This is a genomic window from Coriobacteriia bacterium (genome assembly GCA_034370385.1).
Classification (GTDB): Bacteria; Actinomycetota; Coriobacteriia; order Anaerosomatales; family PHET01; genus JAXMKZ01.
This window is the reverse complement of the sequence record JAXMKZ010000051.1, coordinates 44,178-62,292: the sequence shown is the minus strand read 5'-3', so window position 1 is coordinate 62,292 and position 18,115 is coordinate 44,178. Positions and strand designations below refer to the sequence as shown.

18 protein-coding genes and 5 tRNA genes are annotated in these 18,115 nt (G+C 64.6%); 1 reads left to right on the top strand and 22 read right to left on the bottom strand.

Annotation, left to right across the window (positions count from 1 at the left end):
* Positions 1-133 precede the first annotated feature (133 nt).
* From nusG to U1E26_10220, 10 genes are all read right to left on the bottom strand, one after another.
* Positions 134-664, bottom strand: coding sequence for a transcription termination/antitermination protein NusG (gene nusG / locus U1E26_10265; protein ID MDZ4170015.1), 531 nt, complete (start codon positions 662-664; stop codon positions 134-136).
* Positions 665-669: 5 nt separating this feature from the next.
* Complete coding sequence (gene secE / locus U1E26_10260) at positions 670-948, bottom strand: preprotein translocase subunit SecE (GenBank protein ID MDZ4170014.1); 279 nt, start codon at positions 946-948, stop codon at positions 670-672.
* Between the two features lie 88 nt (positions 949-1,036).
* Positions 1,037-1,113 (bottom strand) — tRNA-Trp (locus tag U1E26_10255).
* 21 nt (positions 1,114-1,134) lie between these two features.
* Positions 1,135-1,284: a 50S ribosomal protein L33 gene (gene rpmG / locus U1E26_10250; protein MDZ4170013.1), complete on the bottom strand. Its 150-nt coding sequence runs from the start codon at positions 1,282-1,284 to the stop codon at positions 1,135-1,137.
* Positions 1,285-1,450: 166 nt separating this feature from the next.
* Entirely contained in the window at positions 1,451-2,638 is a 1,188-nt protein-coding gene (gene tuf, locus U1E26_10245) for an elongation factor Tu (GenBank protein ID MDZ4170012.1), read from the bottom strand.
* A 145-nt stretch (positions 2,639-2,783) separates the two neighbouring features.
* Positions 2,784-2,861 (bottom strand) — tRNA-Met (locus U1E26_10240).
* A gap of 44 nt (positions 2,862-2,905) precedes the next feature.
* Positions 2,906-2,981, bottom strand: a tRNA-Thr gene (locus U1E26_10235).
* Between the two features lie 50 nt (positions 2,982-3,031).
* Positions 3,032-3,116, bottom strand: a tRNA-Tyr gene (locus U1E26_10230).
* Positions 3,117-3,296: 180 nt separating this feature from the next.
* On the bottom strand, positions 3,297-3,911 hold the full coding sequence (locus U1E26_10225) for a hypothetical protein (GenBank protein MDZ4170011.1): 615 nt from the start codon (positions 3,909-3,911) through the stop codon (positions 3,297-3,299).
* Positions 3,912-3,945: 34 nt separating this feature from the next.
* Positions 3,946-4,359, bottom strand: coding sequence for a cyclic nucleotide-binding domain-containing protein (locus U1E26_10220; GenBank protein MDZ4170010.1), 414 nt, complete (start codon positions 4,357-4,359; stop codon positions 3,946-3,948).
* 137 nt (positions 4,360-4,496) lie between these two features.
* Between U1E26_10220 and U1E26_10215 the strand changes: the two genes are divergently transcribed.
* On the top strand, positions 4,497-6,029 hold the full coding sequence (locus U1E26_10215) for an adenylate/guanylate cyclase domain-containing protein (protein ID MDZ4170009.1): 1,533 nt from the start codon (positions 4,497-4,499) through the stop codon (positions 6,027-6,029).
* Between the two features lie 57 nt (positions 6,030-6,086).
* Here the strand turns inward: U1E26_10215 and U1E26_10210 are convergent.
* The 12 genes from U1E26_10210 to U1E26_10155 all read right to left on the bottom strand — a co-directional run bounded on the left by U1E26_10210 (position 6,087) and on the right by U1E26_10155 (position 18,093).
* Positions 6,087-6,162 (bottom strand) — tRNA-Thr (locus tag U1E26_10210).
* A 53-nt stretch (positions 6,163-6,215) separates the two neighbouring features.
* Entirely contained in the window at positions 6,216-6,869 is a 654-nt protein-coding gene (gene sigH / locus U1E26_10205) for an RNA polymerase sporulation sigma factor SigH (GenBank protein MDZ4170008.1), read from the bottom strand.
* A 236-nt stretch (positions 6,870-7,105) separates the two neighbouring features.
* Positions 7,106-7,621, bottom strand: a complete 516-nt coding sequence (locus U1E26_10200; GenBank protein MDZ4170007.1) for an NYN domain-containing protein — start codon at positions 7,619-7,621, stop codon at positions 7,106-7,108.
* Positions 7,618-8,352: a 23S rRNA (guanosine(2251)-2'-O)-methyltransferase RlmB gene (gene rlmB, locus U1E26_10195; GenBank protein MDZ4170006.1), complete on the bottom strand. Its 735-nt coding sequence runs from the start codon at positions 8,350-8,352 to the stop codon at positions 7,618-7,620. The genes U1E26_10200 and rlmB overlap by 4 nt, the downstream gene beginning before the upstream one ends.
* A 4-nt stretch (positions 8,353-8,356) precedes the next feature.
* Positions 8,357-9,841 (bottom strand): cysteine--tRNA ligase, encoded by a 1,485-nt coding sequence (cysS, locus tag U1E26_10190; GenBank protein MDZ4170005.1) that lies wholly within the window; start codon positions 9,839-9,841, stop codon positions 8,357-8,359.
* Positions 9,842-9,899: 58 nt separating this feature from the next.
* Positions 9,900-10,652 (bottom strand): serine O-acetyltransferase, encoded by a 753-nt coding sequence (gene cysE / locus U1E26_10185; protein ID MDZ4170004.1) that lies wholly within the window; start codon positions 10,650-10,652, stop codon positions 9,900-9,902.
* Between the two features lie 32 nt (positions 10,653-10,684).
* On the bottom strand, positions 10,685-11,167 hold the full coding sequence (gene ispF, locus U1E26_10180; protein MDZ4170003.1) for a 2-C-methyl-D-erythritol 2,4-cyclodiphosphate synthase: 483 nt from the start codon (positions 11,165-11,167) through the stop codon (positions 10,685-10,687).
* The gene (gene ispD, locus U1E26_10175) at positions 11,164-11,877 is read right to left on the bottom strand and encodes a 2-C-methyl-D-erythritol 4-phosphate cytidylyltransferase (GenBank protein ID MDZ4170002.1); all 714 of its coding nucleotides are present in this window, start codon (positions 11,875-11,877) and stop codon (positions 11,164-11,166) included. Before ispD ends, ispF begins: the two co-directional genes overlap by 4 nt.
* The gene (locus tag U1E26_10170; protein ID MDZ4170001.1) at positions 11,874-12,941 is read right to left on the bottom strand and encodes a hypothetical protein; all 1,068 of its coding nucleotides are present in this window, start codon (positions 12,939-12,941) and stop codon (positions 11,874-11,876) included. The genes ispD and U1E26_10170 overlap by 4 nt, the downstream gene beginning before the upstream one ends.
* A gap of 122 nt (positions 12,942-13,063) precedes the next feature.
* Positions 13,064-14,128, bottom strand: a complete 1,065-nt coding sequence (gene disA / locus U1E26_10165) for a DNA integrity scanning diadenylate cyclase DisA (GenBank protein ID MDZ4170000.1) — start codon at positions 14,126-14,128, stop codon at positions 13,064-13,066.
* A gap of 62 nt (positions 14,129-14,190) precedes the next feature.
* Positions 14,191-15,528: a DNA repair protein RadA gene (gene radA / locus U1E26_10160; protein ID MDZ4169999.1), complete on the bottom strand. Its 1,338-nt coding sequence runs from the start codon at positions 15,526-15,528 to the stop codon at positions 14,191-14,193.
* A gap of 3 nt (positions 15,529-15,531) precedes the next feature.
* Positions 15,532-18,093 (bottom strand): ATP-dependent Clp protease ATP-binding subunit, encoded by a 2,562-nt coding sequence (locus tag U1E26_10155; GenBank protein ID MDZ4169998.1) that lies wholly within the window; start codon positions 18,091-18,093, stop codon positions 15,532-15,534.
* Positions 18,094-18,115: the final 22 nt, after the last annotated feature.

The following is an 18,115-nucleotide window of genomic DNA, read 5'->3' as shown; positions in this document are numbered from 1 at the left end:
GGCTGACACATCCCTGTCGTCTCACGCGGCTTTCGGGCCGCTGGTCCGTTTCGTTCCTCGTATCGTCACGGTCCGCCGTGAGAAGCCCCGGTTCACCCCGGCACGGCTGTATGAAGACCGATCGTTTCCTCTATCAGTGCCGGGCGACCTGCCCGAACTCGAGCTCCACGGGCGTCTCGCGCCCGAAGATCGTGACCATGACCTTGAGGGTGGAGCGATCGAGATTGACCTCGGCGATGGTTCCATCGAACTCGGCGAAGGGGCCAGACGTCACCTTGACGTTCATTCCCTCGGTGAACTCGGTGGTCGTCTTGGCTTTCGGACCCGCTTGGGTCCGCTTCATGATCCGGTTGAACTCATCCCGGTTGAGCGGCACCGGCTTGCCCTGGCTGCCGACGAAACCGGTGACTCCGGGCGTGTTGCGCACGACGTACCAGGACTCGTCGTCCAACTCCATCTGCACCAGGATGTAGCCGGGAAACACCTTCTTCTCGGAAGTGACCCGCCGGCCGTCCTCCTTGAGGTCGGTGACGGTCTCCGTCGGGATCTTCACATCGAAGATCTTCTCCTGCATGCCCATGGACTCGATGCGGTGGAGCAGGTTCGTGCGAACCTTGTTCTCGTACCCGGAGTACGTGTGGATGACGTACCAGCGCTTTGCCATCTGCGTCAGCCGCCGATGTTCGAGATCACGTCGAGCACCTGCACCACGATGCTGTCGAGGATGAAGGTGAACGCGACGAAGAACAGCAGCGTCACGACCACGACGAGGCTTGAGTTGATGACCTCGGGACGATCGGGCCACACGACGCGCTTCATCTCGGAGCGCACGTCGCGCAGGTACTGCGCCAGTCGCGCGAACAGGTTCGGCTTGTCGGCCTTAGGGGACTTAGCCTTCGCCGGCTTGCCCGGCTTGGTCTTCAGTTCGGCATCGATCGTCTTCGCCATGTCCTCATCAATCCGTTCAGGGTGACGGCACGAGCTCGTGCTTCACGCAGCAAACGTCGCGGCAAGCGGCCGCGACGCGGAAGTGGTCTGGCAGGCCAGGAGGGACTCGAACCCCCAACATCCGGTTTTGGAGACCGGCGCTCTACCAATTGGAGCTACTGGCCTTCGTCAACGTGCCACAAACGACTAGCGGGTCTCCTTGTGCACCGTGTGGGTCTTACACCACTTGCAGTACTTCTTGAACTCGATGCGCTCGGGGTTATTCTGCTTGTTCTTGTTGGTCGTGTAGTTCCGGCGCTTGCACTCGGTGCACGCCAGGGTGACCAGCGTTCGCATGGGTCCTCCTCAGGGGACCGCGCTCCCGCCGTCAGGGCGCAGGCGCGGTAGGGTACTGTAGCACCCGTTTTTCAGCAGTGTCAAACATGACCACCGCCCACAAGCGGCGGCGAAACGGGGCCCGACCGCATGGCCGGACCCCGCCGAATTCGCAAGCGTGCAGGCTCTACTTGAGGATCTCGATGACTCGACCCGAACCGACGGTGCGGCCGCCCTCACGAATAGCGAAGCGGAGGCCGTCCTCCATGGCGATCGGGTTGATGAGCTCGCCGCGCACCACGACGTTGTCGCCGGGCATGACCATCTCGGTGCCCTCGGGAAGGTGGGCGACGCCGGTCACGTCGGTGGTCCGGAAGTAGAACTGCGGGCGGTAGCCGTCGAAGAACGGGGTGTGACGGCCGCCCTCCTCCTTGGTGAGGATGTAGACCTGGCCCATGAACTCGGTGTGCGGCGTGACCGAGCCCGGCTTGCACAGGACCTGACCGCGCTCGATCTCGGTGCGGGCGATGCCGCGGAGCAGAACGCCGATGTTGTCGCCGGCCTGCGCCTCGTCGAGCAGCTTGCGGAACATCTCGACACCGGTGACGACCGTCTTCTTGGTCTCGTCGTGAATGCCGACGATCTCGATCTCGTCGCCCACATGCACGACGCCGCGCTCGACACGACCGGTGGCCACGGTACCGCGACCGGTGATGGTGAAGACGTCCTCGATGGCCATGAGGAACGGCTTGTCGATCTCACGAACCGGCATCGGGATGTAGGAGTCGACTGCGGCCATGAGCTCGTCGATTCCGCCGACCCATGCCTCATCGCCCTCAAGCGACTTGAGAGCCGAACCCTGGATGATCGGGGTGTCGTCGCCCGGGAACTCGTACTCGCTGAGAAGCTCACGGACTTCCATCTCGACGAGCTCGATGAGCTCGGGATCGTCGACCATGTCGCACTTGTTGAGGTAGACGACGATGTAGGGAACGCCGACCTGGCGGGCGAGCAGGATGTGCTCACGGGTCTGCGCCATGGGGCCGTCGGTGGCGGCGATGACGAGGATGGCGCCGTCCATCTGCGCTGCACCCGTGATCATGTTCTTGACGTAGTCCGCGTGACCCGGGCAGTCAACGTGGGCGTAGTGACGATTCTCGGTCTGGTACTCGACGTGCGCGATGGCGATCGTGATGCCGCGCTCGCGCTCTTCGGGGGCCTTGTCGATCTGATCGAACGGCGTGAAGTCCGCGAAGCCCTTCTCGGCCTGGCGCTTCGTGATTGCCGCGGTCAGCGTGGTCTTGCCGTGGTCAACGTGACCGATGGTACCGATGTTGACATGCGGCTTAGTGCGCTCGAACTTCTGCTTCGCCATGAGTCTCCTCCTTCGGGGACCTCATCGTGCGACCGCGCGGCGCGCGGCCTGACTGATGATTCCTGCTCGTACGTGCGGGCGTGTCTTCTCCACGTCCCTGTGCTTCGAACCTGTGAACAGCGCCAGAGTACGGCGCGCGGTGCCTTGGTAGCGGTGGCTGGACTCGAACCAGCGACTCCACGGGTATGAACCGTGTGCTCTAAACCAGCTGAGCTACACCGCCTTGTTCAAGATGTCCGCGAATCGTCTCGACGGACATCGAGTCTGTGGAGCCCACAACCGGACTTGAACCGGTGACCTCTTCCTTACCAAGGAAGTGCTCTGCCGACTGAGCTATGTGGGCGGGTAGCGCGGCCGATCGTCGCAATCGGACTCCGGCGCGCGTCAAGCGCATGGTGGGGGCGGATGGATTCGAACCATCGTAGGCGTAGCCAACGGGTTTACAGCCCGTCCCCTTTAGCCACTCGGGCACACCCCCATGTTGAGCATGAGTAGAACCTGTGTACGCTTTTCAAGTTGCACGCCGAGAATGAGCCCCCCGGCAGGGCAAGAGCAGAGGGAATGCTACTCCATCGCCGAAACCCGTGTCAACGCCTAACACGGTGCCGGGCGTGTCCATTGGCCCACACGAAAGCGACGGCGTCGACAGCCCTGCACCCTAGCGCATCAGCCGCGCGAACACCGGTCCAACGTTGCGAATCCCGGGGACAGCCCGCTCGATTTCGACGCGAGGCACGAGCCGGTACCACGCTGACACCCCGGTACTCATCACCGGTCGTGGGGTGTACTGCTCGTAGTTCGTTTCGAACCATCTGCGCGTCTCTTTGACGGGCAGGATGACCAGCTCATCGCGCTCCACAGCCAGCTCGGCAAAGAACACCTCGTCCGGCTCGTTCAAGAGAGCCGCGACTTCTTCCTCGGGCTGATTGATCGCGAGATAGTGGTAGTAGATCTCGTTGGCCGTGGTCTCGAACATCCAGCCCGGTTCGCGGGTGGCCGCGTTGGCCACCGCCTCGAAGGCGAACGCCGATGCGTCGCCGCGGTAGAAGGTGAGCCCGCGATCAGCGATCTTGCGAGCGTCGGTGCCGAAGTACGGGTCTGCCTTGACCTTGATCCGCTGCTGCCCGCCCTGCCAGGCGTAGGTCAGGTCGACCGCTCGTCCACCGAGCGATTCCAGTCCGCCCGTCAAGTGAACATCGAGTCGGCCTTGGCTCGTAAGCCAACGAACCAGCACTCGCTCCGAGACGCGCTGCAGCAGTTGGGCACCGTTCATTCGGGACCGGTCCTTTCGATTAGGGAGGCTCGCATCAGCGACCGAGACGTTCGTCAGCGACTCTCAACCGACGACTGAGCACCTCAAGGAGCTTGATCGCGATGGACGGGTACTTCTCGAGAAGCGCCTTGAAATCCCAACTCGACAGCATGAGGCACTGGGTTTCCTCGATCGCCCTGATGGTAGCGGAACGAGGCGCCTGGTCCAGCAACGACATCTCGCCGAAGAAATCGCCTTGGCTGAAGGCGCCCAAGGACTTGCCATCCCGCAGAATCTCCACGCGTCCCGACAAAATGAGATAGAACGCCTGCCCGGGAGTCCCCTGAGTGACGATGATCTGTCCGGGAGAGAAGTAGCTGTCCTGAGCCACCGCCGTGATGGCGCCGATCTCAGTAGCCGTGCAGTTGCCGAAGATCGGAACGCGTGCCAAGAACTCCTCGTGCCCCATGGCGGGCCCCCTCATACTCATCGATCGAACGTGGAACACGTAGCAACAACGTTGAGTTTAGCGCAGACGCGCGGCCTGCGGATGCGTCAGAATGGTCAACGGTGACGATTGGATGTCACTATCGATGGGGAGGCGCTGTGGCACAGAGGGTTGCGCGTAAGAACAGTCGATTCCTGCGATGGGCGGCCGCCTTCGGTTTGGCGGGCGCGACGCTCGCGGCACTGCTTGGCACGCAGTTCCAGCCCCTGTGGGGTGTGGTCGCGCTCGCGCTGGCAGCGGGACTGCTCACGCTGGCCGCCGCCGACTTGGGTGTCCTCACCTTGGTGATCGCCGTCTCGCTCCCCCTCACCGCCGCCAACCCGATCGTCGGCATCATCTTTCTCACGGTGGGAGTGGTCAGCATCCGCTACCTTGGTGCTGACGGAGGGCGGGCCGCCCTGCTGATCGCCACCGGTGTCATCGGCGCGTTTGCCGGGCCGGTCTGGGTCGTGCCCGCGATCGCGGGATGCGTCCTTGGCGCCAGTGAAGGTGCGCTCGCGGCCGGCATCGCCTGCGTCGCTGCTCAGGTCATCGGGCTGATGCTGGGACGCGAGCGGCTCTTCGGACTGGTCACCGGAGGGTCTGAAGCGACGCAGCTTCTTGACTTCGCACGTGAGAACCTGCCGCAGTCCTACTTCGGCGTGGCGTGGCTCAAGGATAGTTTCGCCGGTCTCGACAACGCCGCCATCGATCGTTTCTCTGAGGCGTTCGGTGCCGCGGCTCTCCCCGCGATGCTCGCACTTCAGCCGGTACTGTGGGCGGCCGGCGCTGTCGCAGCAGGAGTGATAGCCAAGACGGCGAGACACCGGAGGAGTCCGCTCTTGTCAGCGACGGCGGGCGCCGCAGGAGTCGCTGTGCCGGCCGTCGGCTCGCTTCTGGTGCTCGGCCCTGCGGCCGGCCTCAGCGCGATTGCTCTCCCCTTGGCCAGCTCGCTCTTCCTCGCCGTCGGGTTCGCCTGGGCATGGGACCGTTACTTCCCCCTCGAGGTGGTGGCTCAAGCGCATTCCGCTGCGGGCGGACCCACGACGATGGCCGCGGAAGACGCTGACGTCGATGAGCTTCTGCGCCTCATTTCGACGGCCGAGGATAAGCTCGCCACGGACCACACGACCCAGAAGACCGTGATGATCACGGATATGAAGGCTTTCTCGCGGATGACCGAAGAGGACGGCAGCATTCTCACGGCCAAAGCGATCCAGCGCCACCGCGACCTTCTGCTGCCGATCATCGAGCGGCACGGCGGCCACGGGAAGTCCACCGGAGGCGACGGGCTCGTCGCGGCGTTCGCGGAGCCCGCCGGCGCGCTGCGGTCCGCGGTCGAGATGCAGCGGACACTGGACGCGCACAACGCAAGCCACCCAGGTGAACGAGAGATGACGGTGCGTATCGGGGTCGCTGACGGTGAGGTCGTGCTCGACAAGGGCGGCCGACCCTTCATCGGAGCTGCGCTGAACCTGGCGGCCCGGGTCATGAACCTGGCAGACGGGGGTCAGGCATACGCAACCGCTGAAGTCGCGTCCAAGGCCGCCGGCGCCGTGGACACGCGGCCCCTTGGCGAGTTCGAGCTGAAGAACATCGCCAAACCGGTCCAGGTCTCTGAGATCCTGTGGCGCCAGGAGTCGGCAGACTAGGGGCCCGAAGTAACGGTGACCCGGACGACGGGCGCCCGGGTCACCAGTTCTGTGCGGTGGAGCTGGCGGGGGGACTCGAACCCCCAACCCCCTGATTACAAATCAGGTGCGCTGCCAATTGCGCCACGCCAGCAAACGCGCAGAAGTGTACCTGTGCATTCGCCGACGTGCCAAGCCTCGCCTCTCTCAGCAGGCCCGGCAGCGCTGGATCTGAGTCTCCATCTTGCGCTTGATCCTCTGGAGCGCGTTGTCGACCGCCTTCGTGTGGCGCCCGAGTTCGTCCGCAATCTCCTGGTAGGAACTCCCGCCGGTATACAGCCTCAAGACGCAGTGCTCGAACGGCGAAAGCGTCTCGACGATTCCTTTTCGGATGAAGTCCGACTCCCAGGCGTTGACGACGATCTCTGCCGGGTCACAGATATCGCGAGCTGCGATGATGTCTGACAGAATCCGCTCCCCTTCCTCGTCGGCCGTAGCCGGACGAGAAAGAGATACGTACCCGTTGAGCGGGGTGTGCTTGCGTCGAGTCGCCGACTTGACGGCGGTGATGATCTGCCGGGTGACGCAGAGCTCGGCGAACGAGTGGAAGCTCGCCTGTCGTGACGCGTCGTAGTCCCGAATGGCCTTGAACAGGCCGATCATGCCTTCCTGAATGATGTCGTCGCGGTCAGCGCCGACCAGGAAATAGGATCTGGCCTTGCTCCGAATGAGGCCACGGTAGCGGCGCACCAACTCCCCGCCTGCGGCCTGATCCCCCGACTGAGCTGCATGAACGAGCCTGATTTCACCCTCGCGACCGCATGGAACGCGGTGCGCGAGGGCGCGCCTCGTGAGGTCCACTGCGACACCCCCGGTATCGATGTTCCCTAATCGCCCACATGTTCGGAAGGACGGCACCGCCGGCACGGCGCGGGACACAGCGAACAAGGTGACCGTATGCCTGGCCCAAGGCCCGGGTCAATGGGTTTCGCAATTGTTGAAGAAGCCTGTCTTAGTATGAATGAATTCGACTGCTGCGATCTGCAAAAGCGCACTTCAGGGCTAGCATGAACACGTCCTGCGCGCGCCACGCATGCCTAGCCGTCCCCGCGCGCCCATCGGTCGAGGGTGGCTCGGATGTCAGGATCGATGCGCTCTTCGATGCGCACCTTCGTCATCCCGTTCGGCGTGTGTTCGCGCCACTCGCTCTCGGCCACCCTCAGCTCGCCTGCGAACTCCGTCGCCGAGCGCCTCACGACCGAGCCTCCCATCACGGCCCACTGGGTCTGTGCGTCGCTCGTGACGACTTCAACCGAGTCGCCGCTCTCTCGCCATCGTCGTGCGAGAGACTCGATCACGGCGTCGGCGTCCACCCCATGAGGTGAGAACTGCACCGTCACCCCCCACATTGAATGCGGCTCGCCGTCTGAGCGGGGGTTTCCACCCCCATCAAACACGACCGTCGCGTCCCAGTCGCCGCCAGCGTAGGCAGCCACATCGCCGACGAGTGCCGCACGTGCGGCTTCGAGGTCGCGGAGCGCGAGCTCGCGATAGGGGGGCGTCGAACGGATGACGTTGTAGCCGTCCACGACAAGTCGGCGGGCCTGACTCACCGGGCCGCCTCACGCCGACGTACCCACTCGTACGCGATCGCAGTGGTCGCCTGGGCCACATTGAGCGACCCGATCTTTCCCGCCTGCGGGAGGCTGACAAGAAAGTCGCACGTCTCGCGCGTCAGTCGTGAGAGCCCCTCGCCTTCTGAGCCCATCACGAGGACGATCCTGCCCTCAAGTGCCGCGTCCCATACCGACTGGTCGGCGCACTCGGACGCGCCTGCCACCCAGTAGCCCGCCTCCTTGAGCCTGACTAGCGATCGCACGAGGTTCGTCTCTTGCACAAGCGGCACGTGAGCGAGCGCTCCTGCAGCCGCTTTCCAGGCCGCTGGTGTCACACCCGCGCTACGCCTGCCGGGCACCAGAACAGCCGCTGCGCCGATGACCTCTGCCGTACGGGCGATCGCGCCGAGGTTACCTGGGTCGGTGATGTGATCGAGCGCGATCACGAGTGACCACCGGTCATCGGCCGACTCCCGAATCACCGTGTCGAGTGAGGCGTAGTCGAACGGTCGTGCGGCGGCGACGATGCCCTGATGTGCGCCTCGCTCGCTCAATCGATCGAGCTCCTTGCGAGCCACCACATCCACCCGCACGCCATCGGCGCTCGCCAGTCTGCGGATCTCGTCGACTCCGCGGTCAGGCTTGGCCCCCTCCGCCACGAGTATGCGTTCAAGCGGCATGCCGGCACGAAGGGCTTCGAGCACGGCGTGCTTGCCCTCGATGTGCATGCCTCTACCCGTGGAAGACGACACGCGCGCCCTGCGGCGTGTCCTCGACGGAGAAGTTCAATCTCGAAAGGCCATCGCGGACGCCATCGGCCAGTGCCCAGTTGCGCTCAGTGCGCGCAGCGGTCCGAGTCTTCAACAGCGCCTCGATCGCCGCCTCGGCGTCCTGGCCCTGGTACCCCGCAAGGTCACGAGCCAGATCCACGACCTCGGGTGGGTAGCAGCACTCCCGTGGCTCAGGCACGTGGATTCCCAGCACCCCGAGCAGCTCGATCACCGTGGCTTCCGCTTCAGAGATGGCGAGCTTGTCCTCGACACACAGGTCCACTTGGTACTCGGAGAGAAACACGTTGGCTGCCTTGGCAAGCTCGAATACCGATGCGAGTGCTGCCGCCGTGTTGAAGTCGTCGTCCATCTCGACCTCGAACTTGTGCCGAGCCGTATCCACGTGAAGCTTGAGTCCCGAACACACCTCAGCCGGTGCACCGGTCCCCGTCGCCGCGAGCGTACGCGCCCACCCAAGATTGCGAACGATATTGGCAAGCCTGTCGAACGCGTGAATCGTGTCGTCGAGACGCGAGTCCGAGAAGTCGAGCGGGCTGCGGTAGTGCGTCTGGAGCATGAGGAGACGAACGACGTTCGGGTCATAGCGCTCGAGCACCTCTTTGAGGAGCAAGAAGTTGCCCTGTGACTTGCTCATCTTCTCGGCGTTCACCTGGAGCATGCCGCCGTGGAGCCAGTACCGGACGAACTGAGCGCCTGTTGCCGCTTCTGACTGGGCGAGTTCGTTCTCATGATGGGGGAAGATGAGATCGGCGCCGCCGCCGTGAATGTCGAACGGAAGCCCGAGCTGCTCCTCACTCATCACGCTGCACTCGATGTGCCACCCGGGGCGCCCGTCACCCCACGGGCTGGGCCAGTGCGGCTCGCCGGGCTTCGCGGACTTCCACAGCGCGAAGTCGAGCGGGTCGGTCTTGCGCTCGTCGACCTCGACCCGGGCGCCCGAATGCATCTCATCGATATCGCGTCCGGACAGCTTGCCGTAGGCGGGAAAGCTGCGTACGGCGAAGTAGACGTCGCCATCGACGGCGTACGCACTCCCCTGGGCGATGAGACGTTCGATCATCTCGATCATCTGCGGAATCGTCTCCGTGCACAGCGGACGCACCGTCGGGTCGGCAACGCCGAGAGCACGCATACCCTGGATGAAGGCGTGTGTGTACTCGCGCGCCACGTCGGCGGCTGGGCGACCCTCCTCGTTGGCGCGGTTGATGATCTTGTCGTCGACATCAGTGATGTTCTGGACGAAGGTGACCTTGAGGCCCTTCCACTCCAGGTACCGTCTGATCACATCGAACGACAGGAAGGTCCGCGCGTTGCCGATGTGGATGTGGTTGTAGACAGTGGGGCCGCAGACGTACATCGACACCTCACCCGGCCTGACCGGACAGAACTCCTCTTTCGTACGAGTCATGGTGTTGTAGACGCGCATCGATCGTTCCTCTCCGCGCCGCACAGGCGCAGACTTCTCATTCGTCTGCAGTGCCCGCTCAGTCGACACTGTTCGTCTCGTTGGCGCCGGTGGGTTCCCCGCGTTCCTCCGACAGTCCTTCATCGCGTGACAAGCCCCGCTCAAGCCGTTCCACACGGCGCGTGAGCGTGGTGAACATCTCGATCACGGGGTCGGGCAGGTCCTCATGATGCAGATCGATGGCCTCGACCCGCGCACCGGCCCGCACGACAACGCGCCCCGGGATGCCCACTGCGGTGCTGTTGGGCGGCACGTCCTCGATCACGACAGCGCCTGCACCGACCTTGCTTCCGCGCCCCACGGTGATGTTGCCCAGCACCGCAGAGCCGACGCCCACGACGACACAGTCATCCAGTGTCGGGTGCCGCTTGCCCGCTTCCTTGCCCGTTCCGCCGAGGGTGACGCCCTGGTACAGCGTCACATCATCGCCGATGACCGTCGTCTCCCCGATCACAACGCCCATGCCGTGGTCGATGAAGAAGCGCTCGCCGATGGAGGCTCCCGGATGGATCTCCACTCCCGTGAACCACCGTGTCACCTGCGACAGGAAGCGTGCGACGCCGTGGCGCCCACGGTTCCACAACCAGTGATTGACGCGATGGGACCACAGCGCATGCAGGCCGGGGTAGTTGACGAGGACCGACACGGTCGAGGTAGCAGCAGGATCGCGCTCCTTGACGGCACGGATATCTTCTCTGATGCGCCCGAACATGCTCCCCGGTCTTCGGTCGAGGCCCGTTCGCACGAGCGCTTCCCAGCGTAGCGCACACAGTCTATCACCCGGCCGCAGGGGGCAACCCGGCTCTAGCTGCTCGCTTGGATCAGGACAACCGCCTGCACGCCGATCCCTTCGCCGCGGCCTTCGAACCCGAGGCCCTCCGTCGTGGTGGCTTTGACACCGACGCAGTCCACACCAACCCCCATCGCCCGGGCCAGATTCGAACGCATAGCATCCCGGTACGGAGCGATCTTGGGCTGCTCGGCTATCACGACACAGTCCACATCAAGCACCTCAAAGCCCCTGCTTCGCACCAGATCGGCCACGGTGCCGAGCAACCCCAGCGAGTCTGCATCCGCCCACGCCGGGTCGGTGTCGGGGAAGTGCTGCCCGATGTCGCCCTCCCGCAGTGCGCCGAGCAGCCCGTCAGCCACTGCGTGGGCGACAACATCCGCGTCCGAGTGCCCGGCAAGGCCTCGATCATGAGCGATCTCGACGCCCCCCAGCACGAGTCTGCGCCCAGCCGCGAACGCATGAACGTCGTACCCTAGACCGATTCGAAGTCTCACTGCTCCCCCTCGTGCCTGAGCGCCATGAGCGCCTCGGCGAGTGCCAGGTCATCGGTCACGGTCACCTTCAGGTTGTCGCGGGGACCCTGAAACACGATGACCGTGCCGCCATCGTGCTCCACCAGCGAAGCGTCATCCGTTCCGGTGTACCCGCTACTGGCCGCAGCGCGATGCGCGCGACGCAGGCTTTCTGCCCGAAAGACCTGCGGGGTCTGAACCGCCCACAGTCGTGCCCTGTCCGGAGTCCCGATCACCACGTCGCCATCGACCTGCTTGATCGTATCAGCACTCGGATACCCCACGACAAGGCCGTCTGCCGTCACCGATCGCAGCTTTGCGATCGCATCGGAGAACAGGTCCGGCGACACGATCGGACGCGCCCCATCGTGCACAACGACGATCTCGATCGGGGATGGGATCTGCGCGAGCCCCGCCGCCACAGAGGCCTGACGCGTATCTCCGCCGGCGACGAACACGTGAGGCTTGTCGATCCTGATGGCTGCCTCCACCGCGAGGCGATACGTATCGACCCGCTCCGGGTGGCACACGATGACGATGAACCCGATCGCCGGCGAGGCGTCGAGTGACTCGACTGCCCATGCGAGAACCGGCCGCCCCGCGAGCTCTGCCAGCTGCTTGCCTCCGGGGCGGCCCAGACGCTCGCCGGCCCCACCGGCCACGACTATGGCGCCTGCGGTTGGCGCGCTCACTCAGGATGCCCCTGAGGGTCAACAGGCTCTGTGGGTCGGGCGAAGATCATCCGACCGCCCGCGGTCTGCAGCACAGAGGTGACCTCTAAGAGAGCGTCTTGGCCGATGAGCGGCTGTCCATCATGGACGACCACCATCGTGCCGTCCTCAAGATAGCCGACACCCTGCCCCGCTTCCTTGCCGGCCTTCGCCACGCGGAGCCTCAAACCGTCTCCGGGCAGGAAAGTCGGGCGCAGAGCGGCTGCAGCCTCGTTGAGATTCAGCACCCGAATCCCGCGAACACGGGCGACCTGGGACAGATTGTGATCGACGGTGACGATCGTCGCTCCCGATTCGGTCGCCAGTCTCATCAACTTCTCGTCCACCCCCGCAAGGTCAGAGTAGTCGACCTCCAACACCGAAACGGCGCGCTCGGCGGGGAGCGTGACCAGCAGATCGAGCCCGCGGCGACCACGCGAGCGACGCCCGTCGTCCGCTGAGTCAGCGAGTGTCTGTAGCTCGGCCAGAACGAAGCGCGGCACGCGGAGTTCCCCCGTGAGGAATCCGAGTTCGCGCATCTCCGGGAACCGGCCATCGATCACGGTGCTCGTGTCCAGAGCGAGCATGGCCGAAGAGGTCTCGGAAGCGGTCGATGCGAACCGGGGAAACAGCGCCCCGAACTCCTTGCGGCGGGTCATCGCCAGACTGATTCCCAGGTATCCGGCGACGATGGAGAGTAATGCTGTCACCGCAATCGCAAGCCACACGGGCTCAAGAAGCCGCAGCGGCTGCGCCGCGAAGAACGCTATGGTCAGTCCGACGATCAGCCCGACGGTACCGAGGATGAGCTCCGCGAGAGCGACCTCGCCGAGCCTAGCCTCGAGACGCCCCCATGCCGTGTCCAACTCGCGCCCGACGATCCCGCCGAGAACGAACCCGCTCGCGCCCCCCAGAATGACGAAGAGAAAGATGACGTAATTGGGGTCGAGTCCGAGCTCCGCTTGCCAGTTGAACGACTGCGTGATGGCGTACCCGCCGAGCAATCCCGCCGCGACAAGTACGAAGCGCGTGATTGCCTCAATCATGGTTGTGGCGTGAACGGCCTCAGCGCCGCCTCGCCCTCACCTCCTTACCGAATCTGCCCCCCAAGGGCCCCCGTTGGTGGGGATGGTAGCACACCTGACAGCTTCGGACCCGCATGCTGCCGCTACACGGAGACGTGCGCCTTGACCCGCGCCAGACCGTTCGCAATCGAACGAGCACGACGCTCGCCCACGCCGTCCACCGCGTCGAGTTCCGCGGTCGACGCGCGCACGATGGCGGGCAACGTCCCGAACCTCTCGACAATCCGGCCCACGACGGTGCCGGGAAGCATCGGTATCTGGGCGAGCGCACGGTGCCCGCGCGAGCGCAGATGCTGCTCCGCCTGCTCTGCGGAGGTCAGCCCGAGTTCGTGAGCGATGACCTCCGGCTCGAGCAGTCGCTCCGAAGGCAGTCCCGCGAGGCGGTCACGAATCGAGTTCACACGTCGGGTACGCGGTGAGTCGGAATAGTCGCGAAGCACGAGGGTGTACTGCTCCATCACCCCCGATGTGAACTCGTCGGACTGCATCCGCACGAGCCTGCCCTCCGTGCCCAGCTGGATGATGTAGCGAGACACCTCGCGTGACACGCGCAACAGCATCTCGAACCTGCTCACGACTTCGGTGATGTCTCCGAGCGTGACGAGATCCTCGAACTCAAGCAGTGTGAGGCGTTCGAGCATCTCGTCGAGCCGCTGGCGGTAGTTCTGGAGCGTCTGAATCGCCTGATTGGCTTTGGCAAGCAGGACCTCGATGTCCTCGAGTTGTATCCGGCGACCGAGCAGGTACAGGCTGACCGTGTTGCGCCTGCCCGAGATCGCTATCGCGAGCGCGTTCGACTGTCGGCTCAAGCGCTCGGCCGTTCGATGCCGCATCCCGGTCTCGCAGGTGAGCAGGGCCGGGTCGGGCACGAGATGGGTGTTGGCGCGCACGATGTGGTCACACTCCGCGTCGAGCACGATTGCACCGTCCATCTTGGACAGCTCGAACAGACGTTGGGGCGTGAAGGTGACGTTCAACACAAAGCCGTCATTGCACAGCGGCTCGACCTCATCGGCGTCGCCCACCACCACGAGGGCACCCATGCGCGCGGAGATGATCATGTCGAGCGCCTCGCGAAGCCGAGTGCCCGGTGCGACCTTGCGAAGCTCGGTTCGCATGATCTCTTGGAGGACTCTCTCGTCGGTCACAGCCGGCTCCCTTGGTTGTGTGGCTTGCTTGGATTCTGCCAGAGAAGCCGCCTCAACGGAACTCAGGCGAGTAGACCGAGTGCCTCACCTACCGTGTCGACGCCACGCATGCCGGTCACGCCACCGGTGGTAGGCACGGCTCCCACCACCGTCTCGAAGCCAAAGCGCGCGGCCTCCTTCACGCGAGCTGCTGCGTGCGGAACCGGTCGCACATGCCCCGTGAGGCCGATCTCGCCGAACGCGGCGAGGGCGGTCGGCACAACGGTATCCCGAGCCGCTGATGCAAGGGCCAGCGCAAGCGGCAGGTCCACCGCCGGCTCGCCCACCCGCAGACCACCAGCGACGCTGACCAGAACATCCAGTCCCGCGAAGGAGACGCCTGCGCGCCTCTCGAGCACTGCGATGACCTGGAGAAGCCGCGCCGTCTCGATACCCGTAGCCAGTCGCCGCGGGGCCGGCAGGTAGCTCGAGGTGACGAGCGCCTGTACCTCGACCAGCAAGGGACGAGATCCTTCCACGGTGACCATGACCGCCGACCCGGGTGTGGCCTCCGATCGCTCAGCCAGAAGCGCCGCCGACGGCGAACCCACCCCGAGCAGGCCGTCCTGAGTCATCTCGAACACCCCTACCTCGCTTGCCGACCCGAAGCGGTTCTTCACAGCTCGGACCACTCGGAAGGCATGATCGCGATCGCCCTCGAAGTACAAAACCGCGTCCACCATATGCTCGAGCACGCGGGGGCCGGCTATCGCCCCGTCCTTGGTCACATGCCCGACGATCAGCGTCGTGACGCCAAGGTCCTTCGCGATCCTGGTCAGCCGTGCCGTGCACGCCCGCACCTGTCCGACGCTGCCGGGGGCACCGGCGAGCTCGGGGTCGAACGCCGTCTGAATCGAGTCCAGGACAAGGATGTCGGGATGAGACGATCTGACGTGCTCCTCGACAGCGGTCACATCGAGTTCCGGGAGCAGAACCACGTTATGGGACGTGGCACCAAGACGTTTGGCTCTGAGTCCGACCTGCTGCGGAGACTCCTCCCCGCACACGTAGAGCACGTGCGATCCTTGGCGTCCCAGGGAGTCGGCCACCTGCAGGAGCAGGGTCGACTTGCCGATTCCCGGCTCGCCACCCAGCAGCACAAGCGATCCGGGTACGAGCCCACCGCCAAGCACAAGGTCAAGCTCGGGTACTCCGGTCGAGACGCGAGCTACATCGGCGGCGCCGACCTCATCGAGGTGTACCTGGCTTGCCCGCGCTCGCGAAGCCGGGGGTCCTCCCGCAGCGCGCTCTATCTCCTCGACGAACGTACCGTAGTCGCCGCAATCACCGCAGCGCCCGATCCAGCGGGGAGCACTGGCACCGCAGGTCTGGCATCGCCACGTCGTCCGCGCCTTGGCCACGGACTACGCGCCTGAGGCGCCGCCGGCGCTCTTGCCACCGCGACCGCGCGCCCGGGGCTTCGACGAGGTGACAGGCCGCGAACCTGCCGCGTCCTCTGGATGACGGCGGACGGGAGCTGTCACCACCCCCTCGCCCTTGCGGAACGCGATCACACCTTCGTCATCGACGTAGGTCTCGATCATGTCGCCGCTGCTCCATTGACCCGCGAGGATCTGTTCGGACAACGGGTCCTCGATCGAGCGCTGAATCGCGCGGCGAAGCGGCCGTGCGCCGAGTGCGGAGTCAAACCCTTCTTGCGCCAGGTGAGACCGGGCGTCATCTCCCAAGACGATGCTCATCCCATGGAGCATGAGCTGATCGCGGGTGCGTGAGACCATCAGGTCGACGATCTGCTCGATCTCTTCGCGCGACAGGTCATGAAACACGATCACCTCATCGACACGGTTCAGGAACTCCGGCTTGAACACCGTTTTGAGCTCGCTCGTCACGCGGCGCTTGAGATCCTCATACGCGAGCCCCTCAGACGTCTTCGGCGCGAAGCCCAAGGACGTGTTCTTGACGATATCGCGCGCGCCGATGTTGCTCGTCATGATCACGATGGCGTGCTTGAAGTTGACTTTGCGCCCCTGAGCGTCGGTCAACCTGCCCTCCTCCAGAATCTGAAGCAGGACGTTGAACACATCCGGGTGCGCCTTCTCGATCTCATCGAACAGGATGACGCTGTACGGGCGACGCCGGACCTGCTCAGTGAGCTGCCCGCCGTCGTCGAACCCGACGTAGCCCGGGGGCGACCCGATCAGCCTGGATACCGTGTGCTTCTCCATGTACTCGCTCATGTCGAGCGAGATGAGCGACTCCTCGCTGCCGAACAGGAACTCGGCCAAGGCCTTGGCGAGCTCGGTCTTGCCCACGCCGGAGGGGCCCAGGAAGATGAATGATCCCGAGGGCCTCCGAGGATCCTTGAGACCCGCACGCGAGCGGCGAATGGCTTTGCTCACGGCGGTCACGGCCTCGCCCTGACCGACGATTCGCTCGTGAACGACGTTCTCCATTCGGAGAAGCTTCTCAGTCTCCTCTTCGGTCAGCGATGTGACGGGCACGCCGGTCCACATGCTGACGACTTCGGCGATCTCCTTCTCGGTGACCTCCACCACGCGCCGTACTTCCGGCTTGAGCCACTCCTCCTCCATCGCGCGCTTCTCGGCGAGAACCTGCTTCTCGGTGTCGCGCAAAGCGGCGGCCTTCTCGAACTCCTGAGCTTCGATGGAGGCTTCCTTCTCGGCGCGCGTCTTGCGCAAGCGCTCGTCGATCTCTCTCACGCCCGGTGGTGCGGTCATCATGCGAATGCGCATCTTGGCGCCGGCCTCATCGATCAGGTCGATGGCCTTGTCCGGCAAGAAGCGGTCGGCGATGTAGCGATCTGCCAGGGTCGCGGCGGCGTCGATGGCGTCGTCGGTGATCGACACCCTGTGGTGTGCCTCGTAGCGGTCCCTCAGCCCCTTCAAGATCAGGACGGTCTCTTCGACGCTCGGCTCCCCTACCTGGATCGGCTGGAACCGGCGCTCGAGCGCCGCGTCTTTCTCCACGTACTTGCGGTACTCATCAAGGGTCGTGGCCCCGATCGTCTGCAGCTCCCCGCGCGCGAGTGCGGGCTTGATGATGCTGGCGGCGTCGATGGCACCCTCTGCGGCACCTGCGCCCACAAGCGTGTGCATCTCATCGACAAACAGGATGATGTCGCCTCGCTCGCGAATCTCCTTCATGACCTTCTTGAGGCGATCCTCGAACTCGCCCCGGTACTTGGAACCCGCGACCAGCGCCGCGAGGTCAAGGGTGTAGAGCTGCTTGTCCTTGATGGTCTCGGGCACCTCGTCGGCCGAGATCCGCTGAGCCAGGCCCTCCGCCACCGCGGTCTTGCCGACGCCCGGCTCCCCGATCAGCACGGGGTTGTTCTTGGTGCGACGCGAGAGAATCTGCATCACGCGGTCGATCTCGTTGCTCCGCCCGATGACCGGATCGAGCTTGCCCTCGCGGGCCTGCTTGGTCAGGTTGCGCCCGAACTCATCGAGCATCGACTGCCCGCCGCCGCCGTGACGCTCCTCGCCCGGCTCCCCGGACTGCTTGCCATAGTGGCCGGACAGCAGCTGAATGACGGCGGATCGAACCTTGTCCAGGTCGGCTCCCAGGTTGAGAAGCACCTGGGCGGCAACACCCTCGCCCTCTCGGATGAGTCCGAGCAAGATGTGCTCGGTGCCGATGTAGTTGTGACCAAGCTGCAGCGCCTCGCGCAGCGACAGCTCGAGGACCTTCTTGGCGCGCGGCGTGAACGGGATGTGCCCGGTCGGCACGAAGGTCCCCCTCCCGATGAGGTCCTCGACTTGCGCGTGGACATCCTCAAGCGAGATGTTCAGCGACTCGAGCGCTTTGGCTGCGATGCCATCCTGCTCTCGAATAAGACCGAGCAGGAGATGCTCGGTGCCGATGTAGTTCTGGTTCAACATGCGCGCCTCTTCTTGCGCGTACACAACTACGCGGCGCGCCTTCTCGGTGAATCGCTCGAACATGAGTGCTCCCCTTGGTCACACG

Excerpts from the sequence above, each read along its gene's own strand:
- nusG (MDZ4170015.1), bottom strand. The coding sequence starts at position 664 with ATGGCAAAGCGCTGGTACGTCATCCACACGTACTCCGGGTACGAGAAC.
- secE (MDZ4170014.1), bottom strand. The coding sequence starts at position 948 with ATGGCGAAGACGATCGATGCCGAACTGAAGACCAAGCCGGGCAAGCCG.
- rpmG (MDZ4170013.1), bottom strand. The coding sequence starts at position 1,284 with ATGCGAACGCTGGTCACCCTGGCGTGCACCGAGTGCAAGCGCCGGAAC.
- tuf (MDZ4170012.1), bottom strand. The coding sequence starts at position 2,638 with ATGGCGAAGCAGAAGTTCGAGCGCACTAAGCCGCATGTCAACATCGGT.
- U1E26_10225 (MDZ4170011.1), bottom strand. The coding sequence starts at position 3,911 with ATGAACGGTGCCCAACTGCTGCAGCGCGTCTCGGAGCGAGTGCTGGTT.
- U1E26_10220 (MDZ4170010.1), bottom strand. The coding sequence starts at position 4,359 with ATGGGGCACGAGGAGTTCTTGGCACGCGTTCCGATCTTCGGCAACTGC.
- rlmB (MDZ4170006.1), bottom strand. The coding sequence starts at position 8,352 with ATGCACATCGAGGGCAAGCACGCCGTGCTCGAAGCCCTTCGTGCCGGC.
- cysS (MDZ4170005.1), bottom strand. The coding sequence starts at position 9,841 with ATGCGCGTCTACAACACCATGACTCGTACGAAAGAGGAGTTCTGTCCG.
- U1E26_10170 (MDZ4170001.1), bottom strand. The coding sequence starts at position 12,941 with ATGATTGAGGCAATCACGCGCTTCGTACTTGTCGCGGCGGGATTGCTC.
- U1E26_10155 (MDZ4169998.1), bottom strand. The coding sequence starts at position 18,093 with ATGTTCGAGCGATTCACCGAGAAGGCGCGCCGCGTAGTTGTGTACGCG.